This is a genomic window from Carboxylicivirga mesophila (assembly GCF_018271975.1).
GTDB classification, from domain to species: domain Bacteria; phylum Bacteroidota; class Bacteroidia; order Bacteroidales; family Marinilabiliaceae; genus Carboxylicivirga; species Carboxylicivirga mesophila.
On sequence record NZ_JAGUCN010000007.1, the window covers coordinates 117,462 to 142,199 of the forward strand.

17 protein-coding genes are annotated in these 24,738 nt (G+C 40.9%); 9 read left to right on the plus strand and 8 right to left on the minus strand.

What is annotated here, in order from left to right; all coding sequences use genetic code 11:
- The gene (locus tag KEM09_RS07940; protein ID WP_212227416.1) at nt 1-4,734 is read left to right on the plus strand and encodes an efflux RND transporter permease subunit; all 4,734 of its coding nucleotides are present in this window, start codon (nt 1-3) and stop codon (nt 4,732-4,734) included.
- Nucleotides 4,727-5,452, plus strand: a complete 726-nt coding sequence (locus KEM09_RS07945; protein WP_212227417.1) for a hypothetical protein — start codon at nt 4,727-4,729, stop codon at nt 5,450-5,452. The genes KEM09_RS07940 and KEM09_RS07945 overlap by 8 nt, the downstream gene beginning before the upstream one ends.
- Before the next feature lie 56 nt (nt 5,453-5,508).
- Here KEM09_RS07945 and KEM09_RS07950 read toward each other — a convergent pair whose 3' ends face one another.
- Nucleotides 5,509-5,778: a DNA-binding protein gene (locus KEM09_RS07950; protein ID WP_212227419.1), complete on the minus strand. Its 270-nt coding sequence runs from the start codon at nt 5,776-5,778 to the stop codon at nt 5,509-5,511.
- Between the two features lie 234 nt (nt 5,779-6,012).
- Between KEM09_RS07950 and KEM09_RS07955 the strand changes: the two genes are divergently transcribed.
- From KEM09_RS07955 to KEM09_RS07965, 3 genes are all read left to right on the plus strand, one after another.
- Complete coding sequence (locus KEM09_RS07955; RefSeq protein WP_212227421.1) at nt 6,013-6,444, plus strand: VOC family protein; 432 nt, start codon at nt 6,013-6,015, stop codon at nt 6,442-6,444.
- A 131-nt stretch (nt 6,445-6,575) separates the two neighbouring features.
- Nucleotides 6,576-7,907 carry a DEAD/DEAH box helicase gene (locus tag KEM09_RS07960; RefSeq protein WP_212227423.1) on the plus strand — a complete coding sequence of 444 codons (1,332 nt, stop codon included), beginning with the start codon at nt 6,576-6,578 and terminating at the stop codon, nt 7,905-7,907.
- Between the two features lie 31 nt (nt 7,908-7,938).
- A complete protein-coding gene (locus tag KEM09_RS07965; protein WP_212227425.1) occupies nt 7,939-8,925 on the plus strand; it encodes a diacylglycerol/lipid kinase family protein in 987 nt (328 codons plus the stop codon).
- Between the two features lie 82 nt (nt 8,926-9,007).
- On the opposite strand, the gene yidC is transcribed toward KEM09_RS07965, so the two are convergent.
- Nucleotides 9,008-10,852 carry a membrane protein insertase YidC gene (gene yidC, locus KEM09_RS07970; RefSeq protein ID WP_212227427.1) on the minus strand — a complete coding sequence of 615 codons (1,845 nt, stop codon included), beginning with the start codon at nt 10,850-10,852 and terminating at the stop codon, nt 9,008-9,010.
- 22 nt (nt 10,853-10,874) lie between these two features.
- On the minus strand, nt 10,875-12,476 hold the full coding sequence (locus KEM09_RS07975) for a CTP synthase (RefSeq protein WP_212227429.1): 1,602 nt from the start codon (nt 12,474-12,476) through the stop codon (nt 10,875-10,877).
- A gap of 360 nt (nt 12,477-12,836) precedes the next feature.
- On the opposite strand from KEM09_RS07975, the gene KEM09_RS07980 reads away from it, so the two are divergent.
- On the plus strand, nt 12,837-15,404 hold the full coding sequence (locus tag KEM09_RS07980) for a phosphoenolpyruvate carboxylase (protein ID WP_212227431.1): 2,568 nt from the start codon (nt 12,837-12,839) through the stop codon (nt 15,402-15,404).
- Nucleotides 15,405-15,480: 76 nt separating this feature from the next.
- Here KEM09_RS07980 and KEM09_RS07985 read toward each other — a convergent pair whose 3' ends face one another.
- The 5 genes from KEM09_RS07985 to KEM09_RS08005 all read right to left on the minus strand — a co-directional run bounded on the left by KEM09_RS07985 (nt 15,481) and on the right by KEM09_RS08005 (nt 21,865).
- Nucleotides 15,481-16,764 (minus strand): alginate export family protein, encoded by a 1,284-nt coding sequence (locus KEM09_RS07985; protein WP_212227434.1) that lies wholly within the window; start codon nt 16,762-16,764, stop codon nt 15,481-15,483.
- 71 nt (nt 16,765-16,835) lie between these two features.
- On the minus strand, nt 16,836-18,350 hold the full coding sequence (gene nrfA / locus KEM09_RS07990; protein ID WP_212227436.1) for an ammonia-forming cytochrome c nitrite reductase: 1,515 nt from the start codon (nt 18,348-18,350) through the stop codon (nt 16,836-16,838).
- A gap of 18 nt (nt 18,351-18,368) precedes the next feature.
- Nucleotides 18,369-18,953, minus strand: coding sequence for a cytochrome c nitrite reductase small subunit (nrfH, locus tag KEM09_RS07995; protein WP_212191051.1), 585 nt, complete (start codon nt 18,951-18,953; stop codon nt 18,369-18,371).
- Between the two features lie 194 nt (nt 18,954-19,147).
- Complete coding sequence (gene hcp, locus KEM09_RS08000; RefSeq protein ID WP_212227438.1) at nt 19,148-20,779, minus strand: hydroxylamine reductase; 1,632 nt, start codon at nt 20,777-20,779, stop codon at nt 19,148-19,150.
- A gap of 201 nt (nt 20,780-20,980) precedes the next feature.
- A complete protein-coding gene (locus KEM09_RS08005) occupies nt 20,981-21,865 on the minus strand; it encodes an ATP-binding protein (protein ID WP_212227440.1) in 885 nt (294 codons plus the stop codon).
- Nucleotides 21,866-21,981: 116 nt separating this feature from the next.
- Between KEM09_RS08005 and KEM09_RS08010 the strand changes: the two genes are divergently transcribed.
- The 3 genes from KEM09_RS08010 to KEM09_RS08020 all read left to right on the plus strand — a co-directional run bounded on the left by KEM09_RS08010 (nt 21,982) and on the right by KEM09_RS08020 (nt 24,710).
- A complete protein-coding gene (locus tag KEM09_RS08010) occupies nt 21,982-22,647 on the plus strand; it encodes a Crp/Fnr family transcriptional regulator (RefSeq protein WP_212227442.1) in 666 nt (221 codons plus the stop codon).
- On the plus strand, nt 22,647-23,351 hold the full coding sequence (locus KEM09_RS08015) for an N-formylglutamate amidohydrolase (protein WP_212227444.1): 705 nt from the start codon (nt 22,647-22,649) through the stop codon (nt 23,349-23,351). The genes KEM09_RS08010 and KEM09_RS08015 overlap by 1 nt, the downstream gene beginning before the upstream one ends.
- Before the next feature lie 123 nt (nt 23,352-23,474).
- Nucleotides 23,475-24,710, plus strand: a complete 1,236-nt coding sequence (locus KEM09_RS08020) for a M48 family metallopeptidase (protein ID WP_212227446.1) — start codon at nt 23,475-23,477, stop codon at nt 24,708-24,710.
- The last annotated feature ends 28 nt before the right edge of the window (nt 24,711-24,738 follow it).

Below are 24,738 nucleotides of genomic sequence, written 5' to 3' on the forward strand. Positions count from 1 at the left end.
ATGAGAGAATTAATTAACAGAAAAGTACTTGTCAGTATGCTGTTTGTTGCCCTAACCATGTTAGGGGTGATATCCTATCGGCAGTTATCCTTCGAACTAATACCTAATACCGAATACCCTATGTTGTTTGTGCAAGTGGGAGCAACAACAGAGTTGGACCCCAAGCATATGGAGCAGGAGGGCGTGATTCCTATTGAAGGCATCATTGGTACATTGGAGGGTATTGAAAAAATTGAGACGCGAGTGGGACCGCAGCGAGCTATGATATTTGTTTACCTCACGCGCAATGCCGATGTAAAATACAGTTACCTTAAACTGGTAGAAAAAATAGAGGGAGCTGCCAATGTGTTGCCCGAAAACATGATGGCGCAAGTGTTTAAAGCTGATGTTGAGCAGATGAACAGTCAGTTTATGACCGTTCAGGTGAGGGGTGAAGGCGGTGTGGATCGCGTTCGCAATGTTGTTGAGCAAGATATACTGCCAAAGCTGGAAAGTATTGATGGTATTTCATCCATACAAGTGTCAGGTGGTCGGCAGAAGTCGGTTGAAATCATTTTCCAGCAGGATGTGCTCGATAGCTATGGTTTAACCACGGGGCGCATCCGGCAGCTAATCACTTCAGGACAGAACGAGAAGGTATTTGCCGGTAAGGTGGTTAAGGGCCAGATGAAGTATTATGTAACAGCAGAGGCCGACTATAATCATATCAGTGATATCGAAAATATAGTCGTCAAATCGGAAGGGCCTGTGTTGCTTAAAGATGTGGCACAAATCAATTTCAGCGTTAAGGAGGAAGATTCTTATAGCCGTGTTAATGGTCTCGAATCAGTTTCGCTGGCCATCGCTAAAGATGCCCAGGTGAATATGATAGAACTATCGGATAACACCTTGAAGCAGATAGCTCAAATCAACAGGGAATATCAGGAGAAGGGCATTGAACTGGTAGTTGTAACCAACCAGGCCGAAACAATGGAAAGCAACCTAGATTCGATCATTGAGTTGGCTTTTGTTGGCGGTATATTAGCCATTTTTATTTTATGGATTTTCTTGAATAACATCCCCCTTGTTGGCATGGTGATGCTTTCGGTGCCATTATCGGTTTATGGCGCTTTTAATTTCTTTTTTGCTGCCGATATATCCATTAATATGCTCACATTAGTTGGGTTGGCGCTGGCCATTGGTATGTTGCTCGACAACAGTGTGGTGGTCATGGAAAACATTTACCGGGTAGCTTCTGGAGGAGGCGGTGACAGCACCAGTAGTGTAGTAACAGGAACCAAAGAGGTGTGGCGATCCGTGACAGCAGCTACGCTCACCACAGTATCAGTATTTCTGCCCTTCGTGTTTTCGGAGCAAATGCTTTTTCGCGAAATTGCCAAGCACATCAGTGTGTCTATTATTTCAACACTCATGGTGTCCTTGCTGGTGGCTCTCATCTTAATACCTATGCTGACTCACCTGTTTCTATCCGGCATTGTCAAATACCGTATTGAAGCCCTTGAGAAACTGGATTTACACAATAAGCTGGTTCAATATTATATCCTTCTGCTGAAAGCCACGCTTCGAAAACCAGCTGCCACTATTATGGGAGTGTTGCTGGTGTTCTTCGTTGTGCTTATTGTCAGTATTGGATTAAGTATCACTACCCGGCAAGAAGCTGAAACCACTGAATTTAACATTGGTGTGGAGATGCCGTCGGGCTCAATGCTTTCCAATACCGATCAGGTGGTGAGGGAGATAGAGAGTCGATTGGAATCACTGGAAGAGAAAAAGGATGTGGTCTGTCAGGTTTATGAAGATGAAGCCGCCGTGTCTGTCATCCTGCAAGATGATTATAAGCGTATCGCCCGGCGTTCGATACCCGAAATAAAGGCTGACATTCAAAATCGCATCAGTGAGATTGAAGGAGGGGAGATAAGCCTCTCGCAAAGTGCTACAGCTGCAATGGGAGGCGGTGGCGGATTTGGCTCCAACCCAGGCCTGGACATGATGGGGTTTTTGGGGCTGGGTGAACAGGAAGAGAAAGTCGTTATCAAAGGCGAAGATTATGATCAGATGCTGATGGTTGCCAATGATGTTAAATATTGGCTGGAGAATGAAATAGACAACCTTCAGCGCGCCCGGGTATCTTCTGCCAATAAACGACCGGAAATCCATTTGGGCATGGATGCCTATCTCATGGGGCTGTTAAATATTGCTCCTTCAAACGTGGTTTCAGAGTTGTTTACCTTTCGCTCAGAGGTTAGTTCAGGCGGACAATTAAAGGTGAATGATGAGGTCTATGACATTATTATGAAAACGGTTGATAATGATCTGCCTGATGAAGCTCCGCCAAAAACGATGGATGATCTGCAAAAGCTGAATGTGACTAATAATGCAGGGGCCATTGTACCGCTAAGCGACTTCTCTGAAATAAATTATGCATCAGGTCGTACTGAGATATTGCGGGTTAATCAGGAGAAACAGATCGAGGTAAGCTATCAGTTTTCAGATGAAGTTAATGCATCAAAAGCATTGCTGGAAGATGCACGTGCGCAGGTAGATGAGCTGGTGGCTTCTATTCCTGTTTCTTCAAAGGTGTCGTTAAAAGTCATACATGAAGAGGATACTTTTGCCGAGTTTAAGTTTTTAGGCTTGATAGGTTTGTTACTGGTGTTTATGATTCTGGCTTCTGTTTTTGAATCATTAACGGCGCCTGTGGTTATGCTGTTTTCTGTACCATTGGCAGCAATCGGTTCACTTTTAGCGCTGGTCTTAACTGGTAATTCATTATTAAATACGCACACTTTTATTGGGTTTTTAATTCTTCTGGGTGTAGTTGTTAACAATGGTATACTGTTAATCGATTATTCAAGGCAACTTAGAAGACAGGGGTATAACCATGCGCGAGCGCTTATGCAGGCAGGAATTTCGCGTATTCGCCCCATAGCCATTACGGCAATTACTACTATTATTGCTATGATGCCTTTGGCAATGGGCAAATCTGAATACGTGGGCATACTGGGCGCTCCTTTTGCCATTACCGTGGTTGGAGGCTTAAGTTTTAGTACCTTGCTGACACTGGTGTTTATGCCCACTTTTGCATTTGGTCTGGATAGTGCATTAAACTGGTTACGAAGTTTGAACTGGTGGCTGAAGGGGCTTATCTATGCAAGCTGGACAGCAGCATTGACTTTAGTGTATTTCTTCTCCGATGCATCATTTGCGTGGCAGTTACTATACGGTGTGTTGATTATCAGTGGGGTGCCAAGCATTGTGTACTTTGTTAAATCATCGCTGCGCATGGCTAATGCCAATTTAGTGGCTGAGCATGCCGATGTGAATATAACCATTCGTAACCTGGTTAAAGTTTACGACCGGGATACACGATTTGTACGCGAGTTTAAAGCCAGAAACAGCAAGCTAAGCGAGCAATTGTTATTAAAGAAAATGACAGCTTCGTTATTATGGAAGCAACTCATCTGGCAGTTGCCTGTGGTCGGATTTATGGTGTATTTTACCTGGTGGTATCTCGATTCTGCACTTTGGGGTACATTGTTTACTGTTATTAACTATTTTGTCTTCCTTTCTATATACAACAGTATAGCATTGTATTGGAGAAATAAGACTGAAGTGATAGCGGCTCACAAATGGGATAAGCGTGTTTTAAAACTTCTCAAATACATTTACCCTATTGTTGGAGTGGCACTGTTGGTATACCGATGGGATGCTACGGCTTTGGCGATTATACTAGGTGCACTTTGGTATATACTTCTAATGCTGATAGCCTCTGGGAATAAGCTGAAAGCAGATCGGATAAATATAGAGCGGGTAACGGGAAGGTTTGCAGCTTGGCGCCGTACCTACTATCGCATGATAAGAAGTATTCCGCTGATCGGTAAGGAAAAAGTGCCATTTAAGGCACTTAAAGGGATTTCTCTGGAGTTTAAAACCGGCATGATAGGCTTGCTGGGGCCCAATGGAGCAGGTAAAACAACTCTGATGCGTATTATCTGTGGTGTGTTGGAACAAAGCTATGGTAAAGTTTATATCAATGGTTTTGATACCGCCGAACACCGCGAAGAGTTGCAAGGAATAATCGGATATTTACCACAGGAGTTCGGAACCTATGAAAATATGACTGCCTATGAGTTTCTCGATTACCAGGCAATTGTAAGGGGTATAACCGAAGAAGATGTTCGTATAGAGCGTTTGCAGTATGTGTTGCAATCAGTACATATGTGGGAGCGTAAGGATGATAAAATCGGTGCTTTTTCAGGCGGTATGAAACAGCGTATTGGTATCGCCATGATCCTACTACATTTGCCCAAAATACTGGTTGTGGATGAGCCAACTGCTGGTTTAGATCCACGTGAACGTATTCGTTTCCGAAATTTGCTGGTTGAATTGAGCCGTGAACGAATTGTGCTGTTCTCCACACATATTATTGAAGATATTTCCAGTTCATGTAATCAGGTAGCTGTGATGAGTAAAGGCGAGTTGCGTTATTGGGGCGAACCCGGTGAGATGGTCAAGATTGCAGATAACAGGGTCTGGCAATTTGATATCAAAGCAGAAGCATTTGATGAAATGAACCAACAGTTCCTGATTGTGCACCACATGCGTGATGGAGCGAACATAAGAGTACGGTGCATCGCCAATGAACAGCCGGTTGAGGATGCCATAAGCGTGGGAGCCGTGCTTGAGGATGCCTATATCTGGTTATTAAAAAACAAGAGCGAAAACAATGAGTAAAACAAATCTATTCCATCCATCAGGCATCAGTTTGCTGCTAAAGTTTGTCAGGTATAACCTTAAAATTGTATTCGGCAATAAGTTTGTCTACTTTCTGGGTGCTGCCCTGATTTTTTATCTCCTGATAACGTCCATTAGTTTATTTGCGGCCGATTCAGTCAGTGTGCATGGTGTCTATTTCCAATTAATGTTTCCGGCATTTTTGCTGATTTTCTTTCCCACTACGTATGGCATTCAAAATGATGAAGATGCCCGCATCCTTGAAATACTATTTGGTATTCCTAATTATCGCTATAAGATATGGCTCGTGAGGCTGTGTATGGCCATCTTTATGGTATTTTGGTTTATCTTCTTAATGGCTAACCTGAGTAGTGTGTTGCTCATTAATGTACCGGTATGGGAAATGACTATGCGATTAATGGTACCGGTTGGTTTGTTTGGTATGCTAGGTTTCTTTTTCAGCACAGTGGTGAAAAATGGTAACGGTACGGCTGTAATTGTAGTTATTTTGGGCCTGCTCGTTTGGTTTTTGAGTGCATTTCTGGAGTCAAGCCCATGGAATGTATTTTTAAACCCTTTTGAGTTGCCATCGGGTATGAGTGAGACCGTATGGGAGAGTGTGGTGGAGAAACATGTTAGGACATGGCTTATAGTGGCTCTTGTATCTGCCTTATGGGGACTCCTCAACCTCCAGCGAAGAGAAAAATTCATCAAATAGATACACATAAAAAAAAGCGCCAAATGGCGCTTTTTTCTATGGAGAATATGATTGCACTAACTCTGAACTTGCGGCTTCTTGCCTTTTAGAATTTCGCGGGCCATTTCCAGGATTGTCGTATCATCTAGTTCCACAATACCTCCATCGGGGCCTTGCTCAAGATGTATCCCTACACTTTTCCCTCGATCGTAGTTGGCACCGCCAAAGTAATTTCTTACTGTTTCTACGTCGAGGTTCAACTCTTCTGCTATTGTGCGGATGCTTCCATCAGGCAGACTATCTTTAATCTTCCTGAGTTGATTAAATGTGATTGTTGTTGTACTCATATTGAAAAGGTTTAATAGTAAATATAAGTCTGTCTTAAAATTAAAAAAAATAATGGAAAATTAAAATTTGCTTGACGCTAATTACATCTGTAACCATTCAGAAATGAGTTTTAAGTAGACGAATCTGAATTAAGAATAAATGGAGCAGGCAAGTAGTAAGTATTAAATAGGCATCATTGGCACTAGTGTATAAAAAGTATTATTTTAAAGCATTCTAAATAAAAATATTTTGCTATGGCAACAATTAATCCTTACGTCAATTTCAACGGAAGCTGTGAAGACGCTTTCAATTTTTATCGAAACGTATTTGGTGGCGATTTCGAATATGTGGGACGATACAAAGATATGCCCTCAGAAAAACCCATATCCGAAGCGGATGCCAATAAAATAATGCATATCTCATTGCGAATTAGTAAGGAAACTGTATTGATGGGCAGTGATACTCATGAAGCCTTTGGCCAACCATGCGTACCTGGCACTAATATATCCATCTCAGTTAATACAGATTCAGAAAAGGAAGCTGAAAACATATTTAATAGCTTATCAGCAGATGGGCAAATAATTATGCCGCTTGGCAAAACCTTTTGGGGCTCCTACTTTGGCATGTTTACCGATAAGTTTGGTATTAACTGGATGGTGAGCTACGATTACGAGCAGGAGGCATAATCAGGCTTCATTGCTCATCAACTGCAGCGAGTTTTAATGCCGTTTTTGCGATAAAGCCTTAGCTTTTGCAAAGTAAATATTAGTTTTCCCAATAAACACATTACTTTTGCAGAAATTAAATTTTTGATGTTTTGAAGTTTACGGAATTAAATATTAATAAAGTGCTGATTAATGCACTGGAGGATATTGGGTTAGAAGAAGCGACGCCGATACAGGAGCAATCATTTCCTGTAATCATGTCAGGCAGAGATGTGGTTGGAATTGCCCAAACAGGTACAGGGAAAACCTTTGCTTATATCTTACCGATATTACGTCAGTTGAAGTTTTCTCAGCAACGCCATCCGCGAATCCTGGTACTGGTGCCAACGCGTGAACTGGTTGAGCAGGTAGCGGGTGAGTTTCGTAAACTGACAGAATACATGAGCGTTCGTATTGGTGGTGTATATGGCGGCACCAATATCAATACCCAAAAAGAACTGGTTTACGATGGCCTGGATGTGTTGGTGGCTACGCCGGGCAGGTTAATCGATTTAAGCCTGACTGGCGTGTTGCGTTTGAAGAATATCCAGAAACTGGTGGTTGATGAAGTGGATGAAATGCTTAATCTGGGGTTCAGGTCACAGCTGGAGCAGATACAAGAGCTTTTGCCGGATAAGCGTCAGAACCTGATGTTTTCGGCTACCGTAACTGAAGATGTGGAACAGCTGATTAAGCAATGGTTCTACGACCCGGTGCGGGTAGAAGTAGCAGCTACTGGTACACCGTTAGAGAAGATATTCCAATCGGGCTTTATTGTTCCAAATTTCTATACCAAACTGAATTTGCTTAAGCATCTTTTATCCACCAACGAGTCGATGGATAAGGTACTGGTGTTTGTGCAAAGTAAAAGTCTGGCTGACCTGCTTTTTAATGAGTTAGAAAAGGATTTCCCAGAACAGATTGGGGTGATTCATTCCAATAAATCGCAGAATTTCCGTTTCAGGATGGTGGAAGAATTCCTGGAAGGAAAGAGGCGGATATTGTTGGCCACCGACCTTATTGCCAGGGGGATGGATATTAACCAGGTGAGCCACGTTATTAACTATGATTTACCAGAAACAGCAGAATCCTACATTCACCGCATTGGTCGTACTGGTCGTGCCGATACCGACGGTATTGCCATTGCTTTCGTGGAAGAAAAAGATGAAGATATTTGGGCATCTATCCAAAAACTGATGAAAAAGCAAGTGCAGCTGGAGCCTGTACCGGCTGATGTGAAAGTCAGTGAAAAGCTATTGGAATCAGAGAAGGAGGTATTACCTGGCATGATGGTGAACAAAGCACCTAAACCAATTAGCCAAAGGGGTGCTGCTTTTCATGAAAAGAAAGATAAGAATAAAAAGACTAACCAAGGAGGATCGTATCGACGGAAGCTAGCCGCCAAATATAAGAAACCTAAAACAAGAGGACAGAAACGAAAGTAATTACTATCTTAACTCAGCTATTTCTTTTGCAATGAAAAAACATCGTGTCCTATTTCTTATTAATCCCATATCGGGTATTGGTAAACAGCGAACAGTTGAGAAAGCTGTTGGAGATGAGATTGACCATGAAAAGATTGAGTTTGATATTGCTTACACCGAATATGCCGGTCATGCACGTGAATTAGCCAGGAATGCGGTGGGTAAATACGATGTGGTGGTGGCTGTAGGCGGAGATGGAACAGTCAATGAAGTAGGATCGTCATTGATTAATACCACCACAGCTTTGGCCATCATCCCAACAGGTTCGGGCAACGGACTGGCTCGTTATCTGGATATTCCTTTACGCGTTAACAGGGCTTTGCAGGTTATCAACCATTTGGTAAAAAAGGATATCGATACGCTTCGCGTGAATGAGCAGGTATCATTAAATGTGGCAGGTATTGGCTTTGACGGACATATCAGTCACCAGTTTGCCAAAGAGAAGAATAGGGGACCCGCAGGTTATGTAAAGCTCATTACAAAGGAATATGCCAAGTATAAATCATCGGTGTATCGTATTTCTATAGATAATAAGACCTATGAACTGCCCGCCTTCATGCTTACTTTTGCCAACTCATCGCAGTGGGGAAACAACATTCATATTGCGCCCCAGGCAAAAATTGACGATGGACTTATTGATGTATGTATTATTAAGGAGTTTCCAATCTACGATGGGCCATCCTTGTTAATTAGTATCTTGGATCAGAGTGTTGACCAGCGAAGGTATGATGTTGTAACCAGGGCTAAGCATATTACCATTGAAAGTGATGAAAAGTTAGTAGGACATTTGGATGGAGAGCCGGTAGAGTTGGGGCACAGGGCCGAAATTAGAATTCACCCTTTATCACTCCGGGTAATTATTCCTCCTAAAGATTTCAGGAAAAACCTGCTGGATCCACTTATGGAATTAAAAGAGTTTTTACCGCCAATTCCTCAACTAACAAACTTACCCAAAGGCTTTAGACATGGTAAGAAGTAAGTGTTCATTTTAAAGTCATGTTAGGATACTAAAAAAGCCGCTCAGTTTCTGGAGCGGCTTTTCAATTACATATGGTAACTAATTATTTCTTTTTACCTTTTTTGGCTGCTTGCGTCTGCTGACGTTGCATGTCCTCCAGGCGTTGCTGAAATTTCGACTTCTTAACTGGCTTCTTTTTGTTGGCATTCAGCTTCGCTAATAAAGCCTCTTCATCAACAAAACGACGAATTAATAGCGTTTGACCAATGGTTATCAGGGTAGAGATGAAGTAATAGTAACTCAAACCTGATGCGTAGTTGTTAAAGAAGAACAGGAACATCACCGGCATCATGTACATCATTCCTTTCATACCAGGCATTTGCTGACTGCTTTGTGTCATCTCCTGATTAATCTTGGTATACACAATATTGGTAATGGCCATTAACAAACAGAAAAGACTCACATGATCACCATAGAACGGAATAGTAAATGGTAATTCAAAGATTGAGTCGTATGATGATAAATCCTGCGCCCATAGGAAAGCTTCTCCACGCAGCTCAATAGAGGCGGGGAAAAACTGGAACATGGCAAACAGGATTGGCATTTGTAACAGCATTGGCAAACAGCCACCCATTGGGTTTACACCGGCCTTGCGGTACAATGCCATGGTAGCCTGCTGGCGTTCCATTGCTTTCTCCTTTGGAATCTTGTTGTTGATCTCTTCAATTTGTGGCTTTAACACCTTCATTTTAGCCGTTGATACATAAGATTTATAGGTCAGCGGGAAAAGAATCAGTTTAATAAGGATAGTTAGCAACAGGATAATGATACCATAATTGCTGATAAAGCCCTCGAAGAAGTGGAATACCTCAATTACACCCAGGTTGATATAACGAAGAAATCCCCATCCTAAATAAACCAACTCACGCAAGTCGTAAGCCTCATCGTAGGGTTTCAGAGCTTTAAAATCATTTGGTCCGAAGTAGAAATGAAAATCCAGGTTATCATTACCTGTATAAGGTACATTTACCAATGCACTGGCGTTCATAATTAAACGCTCATTTTTATCTTCTGGTGCTTCTGTAGCTACTTCTCCACTTACAAAATCATCCTTGGCAATAAATACCGATGAAAAGAACTGATCTTTAAACGCTACCCACTGTACTTTTGTACTTAATTTTTCTGACTTAGAACTTGTGGCTACAATGTGATCAACATCTTCCTGGGCAAACTTGAAATAAACACCTGCTCGCTGGCGCTCAAAGTCCGGTGCTTTTTCCTGAGCGTCCATTCGCATATTCCATTCAATACCTAGTGAGCCTGTGTTCGTAGACATGATGCTACCCATATTGTTGGTGGTGATATTAAAATCAGCCATGTAGCTGTCATCAGGCAATGCATATGAAAACACCAGTTTTCCTTCTGCCGCGTTAATTACAAAATCGGCTTTGTTGCCAGATGTTGAAGCCACATCAAAAAACAGGTCATTGGTGTGGAAGTTACGATTGCTATGTGTAAAGTAGAAGCCAAATTTATTCTGGTCGCCATTCATTAGTACTAAAGGCTGGCCATCATGCGTTTTATAGTCTTTAAGTTCAACCGAGTAGATGCGGGCACCTTTGGTTGAAATCTTCATCTTTACCAGGTTGTTTTCTAAGGTCACAAATGATTGCTCCCCTTCTGCGGCACTGGCAAATAAGCCGTAGCGATCTGATTTTTCCTGTGCAATTATTGAAGAATCCTTTTGAGCTTCAGCTTCCTGGGTTTGTTGAGCTTTAACTGCAGCAGCCTGAGCTTCGGCTTCGGATCTTAATTGCTCAACCATGGCAATTGAGTCTCTGCGGCGTTGCTGTTGTGCCAGCTGCTCCTCAGATGGCTTGTTAATCCACCAGAAGAAACCCAGAATAATCGTGATTAGTATAATTCCGGTTATCGAATTTCTATCCATTTTATTACTTTGTGTGTTAAGTTTACTCTTTTATTGCGGCCTTGATAAATGCCATAAATATAGGATGTGGTTTTAAAACGGTACTGCTATACTCAGGGTGAAACTGTACGCCTACAAACCATTTGTGCTTAGGTAATTCCATAATCTCAACAAGACCGGTGTCCGGGTTGCAGCCAGCAGCTTTCATACCAGCTTGCTCAAATGCTTCCAGGTACTCATTGTTGAACTCATAGCGGTGGCGGTGACGCTCCTGAACAGCTTCTTTTCCATATGCTTCAAATGCATTGGTGCCTTTTTTAAGATTACAGTCGTAGGCTCCCAAACGCATGGTTCCACCCATATCTGTCACATTCTTTTGATCTTCCATCAGGTCGATAACGGCATCAGGAGTGCGGTTATTCATCTCTCTGGAATTCGCTTCTTTAAGATTGAGTACGTTGCGGGCGAACTCAATAACTGCACATTGCATACCCAAACAAATTCCCAGGAATGGAATGTTGTTCTCACGTACATATTTTATGGCTGATAATTTTCCTTCAATACCTCTGTGTCCGAAACCAGGCGCAACTAATACGCCATCAAGCCCTTTAAGCATGTCGGCAGCATTTTCGTTGTTAAGCTCTTCCGAGTGAATCAGCTCAATTTTAACTTTTCGATCATTGTAGGTAGCCGCATGTATTAGTGCTTCAATGATTGATTTGTATGCATCAGCCAACTCCACATATTTGCCAACCAAACCAATTTTTACTGTCTTTTTGGCTCCATGCAGTTTACTTAAGAAACCTTTCCATTCTTTTAATGCAGGTTTCTCTTCAATAGGTAAGTCCAGTTTTTTCAGAACAATTTCATCTAAGCCTTCTTCCTGCATTTTAACAGGTACTTCGTAGATGGTGCTCACATCAATTGACTGAATAACAGCTTTGCTGTCGACATTACAGAACAGGGCTACTTTTCTGCGGATATCCTGAGAAAGCTCATGTTCTGTTCTCAATACCAATACATCTGGTTGTATACCGTTTTCAAGCAACTGCTTAACGGAGTGTTGAGTTGGCTTTGTTTTTAACTCACCTGATGCATTCAAATAAGGAACCAGCGTCAGATGAACCACTGCAGCATGATTTCCTAATTCCCATTTTAACTGACGCACCGCTTCAACATACGGTAGTGATTCAATATCACCAACAGTACCACCAATTTCGGTAATCACAAAATCATACTTGTGCTTAGTGCCAAGCAGTTTGATGTTGCGCTTAATTTCATCTGTAATATGAGGAATAATCTGAACGGTTTTTCCTAAGTAATCACCTTTACGCTCTTTATTAATCACATTCTGATAAATACGACCGGTGGTTACATTATTGGCCTGCGATGTTGGTACATTTAGGAAACGCTCGTAGTGTCCCAAATCCAAATCTGTTTCAGCACCATCCTCTGTCACATAACATTCACCATGCTCATATGGGTTGAGTGTCCCAGGATCAACATTTAAGTATGGATCAAGCTTTTGAATGGTTACTTTATAACCTCTGGATTGTAATAATTTTGCTAATGAGGCTGATATAATTCCTTTTCCCAACGAGGAGGCAACTCCTCCGGTTACAAATACGTATCTTGTTTCCGGCACAATTATAGTTTTATAAGTTTTCCTAATGACTCTTACGAGCGAAAATTACAAGCTACAAAGGTAGAAAAATACCTAAAATAACCGTTAACTTCCTTTTAAATAATGCTGCTTTGTTTAATTCGTTTAGTCAATTTCTACGTAGCTTAATAGGCGCCTCACATCTTATTTAAAATAGCAAATGGACTGATTTAGTGATGTAATTCAAAGTATTACGATGAACTTATAAAAAAGTCGTAAAATATAATAGTATTACTCTTACAAACATCTTATCTTTGCATTTGTTATTTATAAGGTAAGTTTACTTACAGTTGAAGTATCATTGCCCTATAAATAATATCAATACACAAAATAAGTAAAAGAATGAACCAAATTGAGAAGTCGTATCGCGAACTGGTGGAATTGAAATACCAGTTGTATAACAGCTTGTTTCTCACTCTGCCACTTCATGCTGTTCAGCAAACAGGGCTTTTATTACCATTGTTGAACGAAGCGTGCGTAAAAGGGTTGGAGAATGGCGAATCGCCAACAACTATTGTCAATAATTTTTTCAAAGAACATAAGCCTGAGTTAACGGAGCGTGAACGTATCTCGTTCTTATTTAAGATTATACAATATGTTGAGCGTCAAATAGTATTGATAGATGCACTGGAGGAAGCTGCTTATACCAAAATTCACCGTATGAATGATTCAGATTCATGGGGACGCATTAAGCAAAAGGTAGAGAATCGCAAGCTAGAGCAGCAGATGGATGAATTGTTGGATAGCTTTGGTATCAGGGTTGTACTAACTGCTCACCCAACTCAATTCTATCCGGGACGAGTGCTGGCAATATCAACTGATTTAACTGAGGCTATCACCAACGATGAAGTTGGTTACGCGCGAGATCTGCTTCAACAACTTGGAAAAACACCGTTTTATCGTAAGCAAAAACCTTCGGCCTACGATGAAGCCATTGCATTAACGTGGTATCTGGGTAATATTTTCTATCCGGCCGTGGGTCAGTTGCTCGATCGCATTGATGAGTTTTTTCCTGGTAAAATCGATCATAATAAAGAATTAATTACCATGGGGTTCTGGCCCGGTGGCGATAGAGACGGTAATCCGTTTGTAAAAGTTGATACCACTTTAAAAGTAGCTCGAAAGCTGCGCTTTACCTTATCTACGTGTTACCACACTGAATTGAAGGCGATCAAACGGCGTATGAGTTTTCCTGGTGTTTACGATATTATTCATGAGCTGGATGAACTATTTGTTGAAGAGCTCACCAATGCATCAGGTGAAAGAAATGTAGACTTAAACCATCTGCTGAATCAACTAGATAAAGTTGAGAAGTTGCTGGAAGAAGAGCACCAGGGACTGTTTGTTGACAAGATAAAATCCTTTAGACGTAAAATTAAGCAGTTTGGCTTTTTCTTTGCGAGTATTGATGTACGTCAGGATAGCCGGGTGATAGGAAAAGCATTTAATGAAGTAATGCGTGTGAATCCCGGTCTGTTCCCTGAAGATTTGTGGGAGCGAACGGAGGCTGAACAATTAGATTTATTGTTAAAGGCAAAAGGCCGCATTGATACAAGTGTTTTTGAAGATGAACTGGTGCGTGACACGCTCGAATCAATGAAGGCGATTAAAAGTATTCAAAAAGAAAATGGTGAGAGAGCTGCCCATCGATACATTATAAGTAACTGTCGTGGAGTGGTCGATATTGCAAAAGTTTTTGCATTGGCGCGCTTGTGCAGCTGGGGTGATGAGCCTTTATCAATTGACATTGTTCCTCTGTTTGAAACAGTTGACGATCTGAAAGGAGCTGGACAGTCAATGAAGACGCTTTATAATCATCCAAAATATAAAACACATCTGGCCAACCGCAAGAATAGACAAACGGTGATGCTTGGTTTTTCTGATGGTACAAAGGATGGTGGCTACCTGATGGCTAACTGGGGTATTTATCGTGCTAAAGAAGATATTACCTTGATTTCGCGAGAGAGTGATGTTGAAGTAGTGTTTTTTGACGGGCGCGGCGGACCGCCGGCGCGAGGTGGTGGTAATACACATCTGTTTTATTCTGCACTGGGTAAAACCATCGATAGTCATCAAATACAACTCACGATACAAGGGCAAACGATTAGCTCACATTATGGCATTAAAGAGGCAGCTGCGCACAACCTTGGGCATTTGTTAACAGCAGGATTTGAAAACAACCTGTTTAACCGTGCTGATTCTGATTTAAGTGCTGGTCAGCGCGAGTTGATTGAACAAATGTCAGTGGTTGGTTATGAAAAGTATGCTGCGCTTAAGGCTCATCCCTTATTTATTCCGTTTTTGGAAGAAAGAAGTACTTTAAAGTATTATGGTTTAGCGAATATTGGTAGTCGCCCCTCAAAACGGGGAGGTAGTGATAAACTGGAGTTTGATGATTTAAGGGCTATTCCTTTTGTGGGCGCCTGGAGTCAGTTGAAGCAGAATGTGCCAGGCTTTTATGGGTTGGGAACTGCTCTGAAAGAGCAGGAAGATGCGGGAAACCTCGAAGCTTGTCAGGAGCTGTATAATTCATCTATCTTCTTCAGAGCTTTAATATCAAATAGTATGCAGAGTATGAGTAAGACCAACTTTGCATTGACGAAGTACATGGAGCAGGATAAGAAATTCGGTGAATTCTGGAAGATTATCTACAATGAATACTTGTTAACAAAAGAGATGGTATTGAAGGTGTCTGGCGATGCTGAGTTACTGCAGGACAATGCCCGTAGCCGCAATAGTATTCGATTGCGTGAAAGTGTTGTGCTGCCATTACTGGCCATTCAGCAGTATGCGCTTATAGAGATTCAGAAATTACAGGATAAACCAGAAGATGAGCATCTGGCGCTCTATGAGCGGATGGTTATGCGTTCGCTGTTCGGAAATATTAATGCCAGTCGTAATTCTGTCTGATATAAAAGAACACGCTTAGATATAACAAGAGGCTCAGTCATAATGATTGAGCCTCTTGTTATATCAAACTAGTGATTTAGTCTTTTTTTGTTTCAAATAATGTAGGCTTAAAGGTTAATTGAACCCATGCCCAACTATTGCCTGTGCTATTTTCTTCAACACCTTTGATGGCATATAGAGCATCTTTAGCAAACATATGCGAGTAACCAAAATCTAACTGTACCTGACCTTTATGAGAATATCCGCACCATAAATCAATTTCTGTACCTAAGCCTTGGTCAAAGTTATCAAGTTTGCCATCAGCGCTAAAGAAGTGAATGGCTCCATTGAATTTAACTTTACTCGGTTTAAAATCACCTTTGATGTAAATATCGTTCAGTCCAACATTGTTTCCATGATTTCCTACGTAGAAATAATCCATAAAACCATTGAACTTATGGTTTGTGCCGTATAATGGAGCGAAAGAGTTTAATTTATCAGCACCGGATTGATCAGTTCCAGAAAGAAGTTCGTAACCAGCACCGATGTTTGCTTTCTCATTTAATCCCATGATGGCGTCAATCGAAAAGTTAAATGCCGAAAGGTCTACTTTGTCATCTGGTGTTCCGAAATTATTTTTAAGAACTTCTTCTCCGAATTGATAGTACAGATTACCAGCTAACTTGATACCGCTTATTTCAGTTTTAATATGAGTTCCTAAAGTGCGACTGCAAATAATATCTTGTTTTGTAACTGCGTTATTAGCAAATTCAAGATTTTGAGCTTTTCCGTTATTAAGGAATAATATACTGGCAGAATAAGAGTCACCTTTTCGATTTAACCATAAAAATTGCATGCGTTTATAAGCATCAGGACCTGTGTAAATGTTGTTATTCAGGTTTTGGTTGTGATATGCAAATCCCAGGTGGATATTAATGTTTCCTTGGTATTTTAATAAAGCCAAATCATGCGAACGAGCTTGTTGAGCCCATCCTACACTACCAAGAATGCGGTGGTCATCATAAACCAGTTGTTGACGACCAGCTTTCAAAGATAGCTTCTTATTCATAAACCATTCAGCCCATGCTTGATGCAGATAAACAACATTGTTGCCATTTGTAGTGAGTTGCCTTTCAGCTCCCCATTGACGAACATCTTGCATGACAACCCCTATTGCGAAATCATCATTTTTAAAATCTAAATTAAGACGGGTTCTTTGTGTAGTAATTACTGAAGCATCTTGTCCTTCAAATGCTGGAGTTTTAACCCCATGGTTATATTCTGTTCGCGGTCTTACTTCTGCAGATATTTTAACCTGCGCATATAGCGTGCTTCCTGCCAGCAATAAGCCAGCAAGAGCAAATATGTATTTCAGTTTCATAAAATTTGATTTAGGTGAATGTACAAAGCTCTTTTCGAAACATTTTATTGCTTCGAAAAGAGCTTGAGCATTTATTTCATAGAAACAGTATAACCTGCTTCACGTTTTTTGCCTTCTTCTTTCCATTGAGGCAACACATTTTTCAGGAATTCATTCTTTTCAGATTGAAGCTTTTCAACTGGTAGGCCAATAAACTCCTGTGCTTTGGCTTTTGTTGCGATATCAGGATATGGCACCTCTTCATTATGTCCTAAGTCGGCCAGCAGGCGCGCCAGTTTAATGCGACCTTCCTGAGCAACAGTAATACCTGTAGAGATAACTCTTCCGGTTTCAACAGGTGAGTGGAATGAGCCACCATGACTTGCTGCAGCGTAATCCCAGCGCCACTGAGCATGGCGGATGTCGGTTAAGATACCTTTCATCTGCTCTTCGGTTGCTCCCAAGTCCCAGGCTGTTTTAGCTTCAACGTGCATGCGAACAATCAGCTCTTCTAATTTATCACGGTTTTCGATAATACGATCCTGACGCTCATAAACATCCTGCACCAGGCTGGCTGTTTCTTCACGGTGACAAACCTGACATGAATTAGCTACATTGTTAAGAGGGCTTTGGATATGGTGATCGGTGAATTTCACACCACCTTCACTCTTATATGGCATATGGCAATCGGCACATGATACACCGCGTTTAGCATGAACACCAGTTAAATATACTTCATAGCCAGGGTGCTGAGCTTTAAGCATTGGTGCACGGCTTAGTTTATGTGTCCAGTCAGAAAATTCTATTTCATCATAGTATTCTTCCATTGCTTCAACGCTCATACCTTTATCCCACGGGAATGTTAGATATGGTGAGCCAGGATGACTTTTTTTATCAAAATAGTACTCAACGTGACATTGGGCACATACCAATGAGCGCATTTCCTGATGGCTTGCTTCGTTAATATCTTTACCCATTCTTTCGAAGGCTTCAACAAGTGCCGGACGGGTTATTTTCAGATTCATGGTTTTTGAGTCATGACAATCGGCACAGCCAATAGCATTCATTACCTCAGGTCCTTTTTGCTCCCATGTGCCTTTGTAAAATTCGGCAGGTCCCATTTCTGCCATTAAACGAGGTACGTCCGGACTTTTACAAGTCCAGCATGTGTTTGGCATCGGGCTTTTCTTTTCGTCAGAAGGAGCACCTGTACGCAGTGTGTTGTGAATATCCTCAACAGCATACATGTGGCCACGGCCTTGATTATAATCTTTCGCGAAACCGTAACCAGCCCACAGAACTACCAGTCGAGGATCTACTTCCAGCATATCAATCATGGCAGCACCATTGTATTTGCTGGCAAAGGTAGTGTCTTTCGTTTTCATGTAGGATTGGTATTCCTTAGGGAAGTTCTGGCCCCATACCTCATTGCGAGGTTCTGTAGGCTCGTGCTGAACTTTAGGAGTGTATGCAAAAACAGCTTCAGCTCTGCGTTCCATAACTGAAGAAGCCAGTAATCCAAGTAAGAAAACTGCAACTATGGTTACTAAGAATATTGCCCAGCCTAGCCAGGGTTTGTCTTTTATTTGTTCACGTATAGGTTTCATATTCGTTTTTGATTTAGGTTATTTCTCATTTAATTCTTTAAGCCAATCGGGGAGAGGACTCTCCGGAACCGGTACACGGGCATGAGGTACGCTTGATAAGCTATTGACCCTACCGTGAGGTGTTTCGCGATGACATTCCCAACAAAAGCGGTCGCTAATGTTTTGATGAACATCTGGCTTATAGGCCAATAGTTTGTCATCGGTAATGAGTTGCTCATGGCATCTGACACAGTTTTGCTGAACGACGTGCTGCCCCTCTTCTTTAATAAAGATAACTTGCGGTTCGGCACGCATAGTGAAGACAGAAGCATGACGCATACCATCTTTAGCTTTAAAAAAATAGGTGTTCAACACATTGTCGTGTGGTACATGACAATCATTACAAGTGGCGACTTCTCTGTGCGCGCTATGGCTCCATGTGGCAAACTGAGGTGCCATAATATGGCAATTGACACAGGTTTTGGGATCGTCTGAAAGGTACGAGTGTGCCCGTGAGACATAAAAAACATAGAAGCCCAAACCAACAAAAACACCTGCTGCCAGTATTACAGGCACTTTCCAGTGTTCCGGAGGTTTAAGAAAATCGTAGAATTTTTTTGGCATACACTTTTAGATTTAGATTAGTGAATAAAAATTAATGTATTTAAAAATGGTAATCAATCATACGGGTATCTAAACGCCTATTAATAATTATTCTAAATAATTCTATGTTAAGATGATAGAATATACAAAAGCCTGCATGCTTGTGAAAGATGCAGGTTCTTGTAAATTATTATTTGATAAGTCCAATTGTTGCTTTAATTAATCCATTTTTCAATATCCTCCTGAGGCGTACTGATTGTTCCTATGCCGAAAGTGTCAACTAATATTTTTGCCACATTTGGAGATAAGAAGGCTGGTAAAGTTGGCCCAAGGTTGATGTTTTTAACCCCCAGGTGAAGGAGTGCCAATAAGACTATTACGGCTTTCTGCTCGTACCAGGCAATGTTGTAAACGATTGGTAAATCATTGATGTCCTCAAGGCCAAATACCTCCTTAAGTTTAAGGGCTGTCACAGCTAAGCTGTATGAGTCGTTACACTGACCGGCATCCAATACGCGAGGAATACCACCAATATCACCTAAAGGCAATTTGTTATATCTGTATTTAGCACATCCGGCAGTTAATATTACAGTGTCTTGAGGCAATTCGCTGGCAAAATCAGTATAATAGTTGCGATCTTTCATGCGGCCATCACAACCTGCCATGACCACAAACTTTTTAATAGCGCCTCCTTTTACAGCTTCAACTACCTTATCGGCCAATTGTAATACCTGATTGTGAGCAAATCCTCCAATTATTTCTCCGGTCTCAATTTCGGTTGGTGCAGCACATTTTTTGGCATGTTCAATAACGGCAGAGAAATCTTTTGCCTGACCATTAACTCTGTCGGCAATGTGTGTACAACCATCAAAGCCAGAAGCACCAGTCGTATATACACGGTCTTTGTATGAAGCTTTAGGCGGTGCAATGCAGTTGGTGGTGAATAGGATAGGGCCGTTGAATGTTTCAAATTCTTCGGTTTGTTTCCACCAGGCACTACCATAGTTACCAACAAAATTCTCATATTTCTTGAATTTTGGATAGTAGTGAGCTGGTAGCATTTCGCTATGCGTATATACATCTACACCTGTGCCTTGCGTTTGTTCAAGCAATTCCTCTAAATCCTTTAAGTCATGACCGCTGATAAGGATACCAGGCTTATCGCCAACGCCAATGTTTACTGATGTTATTTCAGGATTACCAAATGATTCGGTATTGGCCTTATCCAATAAAGCCATTACATCCACACCAAACTTTCCGCATTCCAATACCAATCCAACTAATCCATCAGCTGAGATATCTTCAGATAGTGTGGCCACTAAAGCTTTTTTGGCAAAGGTGTAGATTTCCTCATTCTCATATCCCAGGTTCCAGGCGTGTTCACCATAGGCAGCCATTCCCTTTAAACCATAGGTTAGTAATTCTTTTAATGAGCGGATATCCTCATTCTCGATGGATAAAATACCAATTAATAAAGCTTTTGATTCCATGGCATTTTCGTCATCGGATCTATAAGTAGCACAATCATGCAGTGTGTCTGGTGTGTCAATCTGTGCTTTAATTTCATCCTGAATGGTGTATCCTTCTTTGATTTTAGATACAATCTTATTGCGATCAAAATTCGCATTGGTAATAGTAATGAATAGTGAATCGATGATGAATTTATTGGCTTTCGCACTGTCGATTCCTTTTTCGTCGGCCAACTGGCTCAAAAGGGCAATGCCCTTAGTAGTGTATAATAATAGATCCTGAAGGTTCGCAACATCAGAAGTTTTACCACAAACTCCTTTGATTTCGCAGCCTGTACCTTTAGCTGCTTCCTGACATTGGTAACAAAACATACTCATGATTATCTGATTTTAGTTATTGATTGTGTTATTAATTTTAATTGTTGACAGAAAGTGAGAAATGCCTTATTGAGTTTTCAGCTCTTATTAGACGGTTGAGGCACTTCTCACTTCTCACCTAACCCATATTTTAATAGAAGTAAATATTGTTTTCGAAAGCAGGGGCTTTTGCAGCCCGCTGCTTGTTTCCCTTTGCCCAATTTACACCCACTCTTCTTTTAATATTTCACCTTCTATTGAAACCACTGCCAGTTTAAGCGGGATCTTTCTGGAAGCCTGTTCGATTGCCATTTTGGCTTGTTGCAGCAGACCACCACAGCATGGTACCTGCATAATCGCAACTGTTAATGTGTTTATTTTGGCCTGGTCAATCATTTGTACCAGCTTATCTACATAAATATCCTGGTTGCTGTCAAGTTTTGGACAAGCAATGCCAACACTTCGACCTTTTAAAAACTTACTGTGGAAATTACCCATCGCAAAAGCTACGCAGTCAGCTGCCAGTACCATATCAGAATCTCTGAAGTAAGGTGCCATTGGGTTGACTAAATGCATCTGCACCGGCCACTGTCGAAGTTCAGAAGGTGCATCACCTGTATTTTCTGAAGCATTTGGTGCTGCAGTTGGTCGTTCAATAGCGCGTGCTGCCGATCCCGGGCAACCGCCACTTGCATGTCCTTGTTGCATAACTGATGTTTTGGGTTTATGAACCTGGCGGATAACTTCATCAACTTTGAAGCTTAGTTGTGCTTCGTTCTCTTTGAGCCAGTTAACAGCCTGTTTTAAAAATGTTACTTCGTTATGATCTTTTAAGTGCTTTAAATGAGCTACTACAGTATTAATGCCTTTGTCAACCATTATCTCCATTACCTTAATTTCATCATAAGGCTCAGCTTCACGTTTTTCTATGGTCATGGCATCTTGTGGACAATGATTCAAACAAGCACCTAATCCATCACACATCAGATCGCTGATTAATCGGGCTTTACCGTCAATAATCTGTAAGGCGCCTTCGTGACATGAAGGAATACATACACCGCAACCATTGCATTTATCTTCATCTATTTTAACTACGTCTCGTATCATTGTATGTGCTTTTATCATTTTACATCAGCAAAAGTAGTATGTGCGCACCACCAAGGCTGTAACAAATGTTACAAAATCGAAAATAATTTATAATTTGGTACAAAATTACTTAAACTATGGAGCTACTAACTAAATGCCCTTTATTTAAAGGTATTGATTATGAGGTTATAAGTCAATTGCTAAATCAAATACCTTATCAGGTGAAAAAATATGAGAAGGACCATATGATTGCCCAAAGTGGGGAGGAGTGTCGATCGTTAATGATTGTATTAAAAGGTAGCGTAAAAGGTGAAATGATTGACTATTCGGGCAAAGCCATTAAAATTGAGGATATAGAACCGCCCCGGCCGCTTGCAATCGCTTTTCTATTTGGTGCAAATAACACCTGTCCGGTGAATATTGTGGCCAATCAGTCAGTTGAGATACTTCATATACCTAAAAAGTCGGTTGTTTCGATGATGCAACTTAACTCAACTGTGCTGAATAATTTTATGAATATCATATCCAGCAAAACCCAATTCCTTTCTGATAAAATTAGGTTTCTGTCATTTCAAACGATTAGAGGGAAGATTGCACATTATTTATTGCAGTTAGCCGGCCCCGTTGATGGCGAAATTATACTTTCGAAAAGTCAGGAGGAATTGGCCAATATGTTTGGCGTGACTCGCCCGTCATTAGGAAGAGCTTTGCGAGAATTACACAATGAGGGTATTATTGAAGCAAAAGGTAAAAGCATTAAAATTGCCAATAGAGAAGCATTAATAAAACAGCTGAAAAAATAATGAATGGGATTGACGAAGTAGTGGTGCTAAGTTGCGAACATGGAGGTAACACAATTCCTGCAGCCTATGAAAAGCTGTTTGTTAATGCCGGCAAGTCCCTAAGTTCGCATCGTGGATATGATATTGGAGCACTTGAGCTGTTTCATTTGATTAAAAACGATTATGTGGTTTATAAGCAGTGTGCTACGGTTAGTCGTTTGCTTGTTGATCTAAACCGTTCGCTGCATCGGCGAACACTTTTTTCGGAATATACCAAAGGCTTGTCAAAAGGGGAAAGGGAAACGATTCTCGACAACTATTATTATGCTTTTAGAAAGCCATTTGAGCAGCAGATAGCTATGTTATGGCAACAAAATAAGACAGTTTTACACCTCTCTGTTCACTCGTTTACACCTGTTTTAAATGGCGAAGTGCGTCAAACCGACTTTGGCATCTTATATAACCCGGAGCGAAAACAAGAAAAGCAATTTGCCCAGCTTTGGAAAACTGAGTTAAATCGCCTGCTGCCTGATTACCGTGTGAGGTTTAATTATCCGTTTCGGGGTAAGCCCGATGGTCATGTGCGTTACTTCAGAGATCGGGCGGAGGAAAAATATTTGGGCATTGAGTTTGAAATGAATCAGAAATATGCCGGTGATACAAAAATGAAAATGCTTATTGCAGAGGCTTTTTATTGTGCTGTAGCTATTTGGAGAAATTCATGATGCTTTTGTATTTACCATCGTTTTATGCCGCTTAAGGCAGGTAATTTGGTTCAAGTTATTTCAGTCTTTTTCTGCGCTATCTGCGTGAGCTTTTTCTATTTTTGTGCATCAAAATCTTTATTAATGAATTCAGAACAGATCTTTTATATCATTATAGGTATTGTTAGTGCCCAGTTTATTTTTGAGCAATGGCTCGATTATTTGAATCATAAACACGTGAGTGCAGTTATTCCTAAAGAGTTGGAGGGTATATACAATGAGGAGCAGTATGCTAAGCAGCAAAATTATAAAAAAGCTAATTACAGCTTTGGTCTGATAAGTGATGTGCTTAGTTTTATTGTTATGTTGGCGATGCTATTTTTAGGTGGTTTTGCACTTATTCATCGTTGGGTAGAGGCTCTTAGTGATAGTGTTATCATGCAATCATTGTTGTTCTTTGCCATCATTGGCCTGGGTTCGTCAATCATCAGCTTGCCATTCAGTATTTATGGCACTTTTGTTATTGAAGAGCGCTTTGGTTTTAATAAAACAACACCTATAACCTTTGTGCTTGATTTAATTAAGTCAATGTTATTGTCGGTGGCAATTGGTGGTCCATTAATGGCGCTTGTTATATGGTTGTATACCATTGCAGGTGATTCTTTTTGGCTATATGCGTGGATGGTTATCAGCGGGTTTACGGTGTTTATGACCATGTTTTATACTTCTGTGATACTACCACTTTTTAATAAACAAACTCCACTGGAAGCTGGCGAACTGCGTGAAGCAATAGAGGCGTTTTCCAATAAAGCAGGTTTTAAACTGGATAATATTTTTGTGATGGATGGTTCAAAACGGAGCACTAAAGCCAATGCCTTCTTTAGTGGCCTGGGTAGTCGTAAACGCATCGTATTATATGATACACTGATTAATGATTTGAGCACAGAAGAGATAGTGGCAGTATTGGCACATGAAGTTGGGCATTATAAATTGAAACACACATTATGGGGAACTATCATTGGTGTTTTACAAATGGGTATTATACTCTTTGTTTTTGGTTTGGTGGTTGGCAATCCATTGCTTTCGCAGGCCTTAGGCGTTACAGAGCCTAACTTTCACATGGGCTTACTGGTGTTTGGTATATTGTATACGCCTGTTTCGTTTTTAACTGGCATAATTATGAGTGTGCTATCGCGCAAGAATGAATATGCTGCTGATGCATTTGCCAATAGCTTTGGCTTGGGTAAGGCCTTGATTAATGGTTTGAAAACGATCTCGTCGAATGCTTTAAGTAATTTAACGCCACACCGCTTGTACGTGTTTTTTCACTATTCGCATCCGCCTTTACTGCAGCGTATAAGAGCAATAAATGAAAAATAATTGGTCAACCTTTGAACTCCTCAACTTT

Coding starts and splice junctions, on each gene's coding strand:
- KEM09_RS08020 (WP_212227446.1), top strand. CDS start 23,475: ATGAATTCAGAACAGATCTTTTATATCATTATAGGTATTGTTAGTGCC.
- KEM09_RS08005 (WP_212227440.1), bottom strand. CDS start 21,865: ATGATACGAGACGTAGTTAAAATAGATGAAGATAAATGCAATGGTTGC.
- KEM09_RS07945 (WP_212227417.1), top strand. CDS start 4,727: ATGAGTAAAACAAATCTATTCCATCCATCAGGCATCAGTTTGCTGCTA.
- KEM09_RS07955 (WP_212227421.1), top strand. CDS start 6,013: ATGGCAACAATTAATCCTTACGTCAATTTCAACGGAAGCTGTGAAGAC.
- KEM09_RS08015 (WP_212227444.1), top strand. CDS start 22,647: ATGAATGGGATTGACGAAGTAGTGGTGCTAAGTTGCGAACATGGAGGT.
- yidC (WP_212227427.1), bottom strand. CDS start 10,852: ATGGATAGAAATTCGATAACCGGAATTATACTAATCACGATTATTCTG.
- KEM09_RS07985 (WP_212227434.1), bottom strand. CDS start 16,764: ATGAAACTGAAATACATATTTGCTCTTGCTGGCTTATTGCTGGCAGGA.
- KEM09_RS07980 (WP_212227431.1), top strand. CDS start 12,837: ATGAACCAAATTGAGAAGTCGTATCGCGAACTGGTGGAATTGAAATAC.
- hcp (WP_212227438.1), bottom strand. CDS start 20,779: ATGAGTATGTTTTGTTACCAATGTCAGGAAGCAGCTAAAGGTACAGGC.
- nrfA (WP_212227436.1), bottom strand. CDS start 18,350: ATGAAACCTATACGTGAACAAATAAAAGACAAACCCTGGCTAGGCTGG.
- nrfH (WP_212191051.1), bottom strand. CDS start 18,953: ATGCCAAAAAAATTCTACGATTTTCTTAAACCTCCGGAACACTGGAAA.
- KEM09_RS08010 (WP_212227442.1), top strand. CDS start 21,982: ATGGAGCTACTAACTAAATGCCCTTTATTTAAAGGTATTGATTATGAG.
- KEM09_RS07940 (WP_212227416.1), top strand. CDS start 1: ATGAGAGAATTAATTAACAGAAAAGTACTTGTCAGTATGCTGTTTGTT.
- KEM09_RS07950 (WP_212227419.1), bottom strand. CDS start 5,778: ATGAGTACAACAACAATCACATTTAATCAACTCAGGAAGATTAAAGAT.
- KEM09_RS07965 (WP_212227425.1), top strand. CDS start 7,939: ATGAAAAAACATCGTGTCCTATTTCTTATTAATCCCATATCGGGTATT.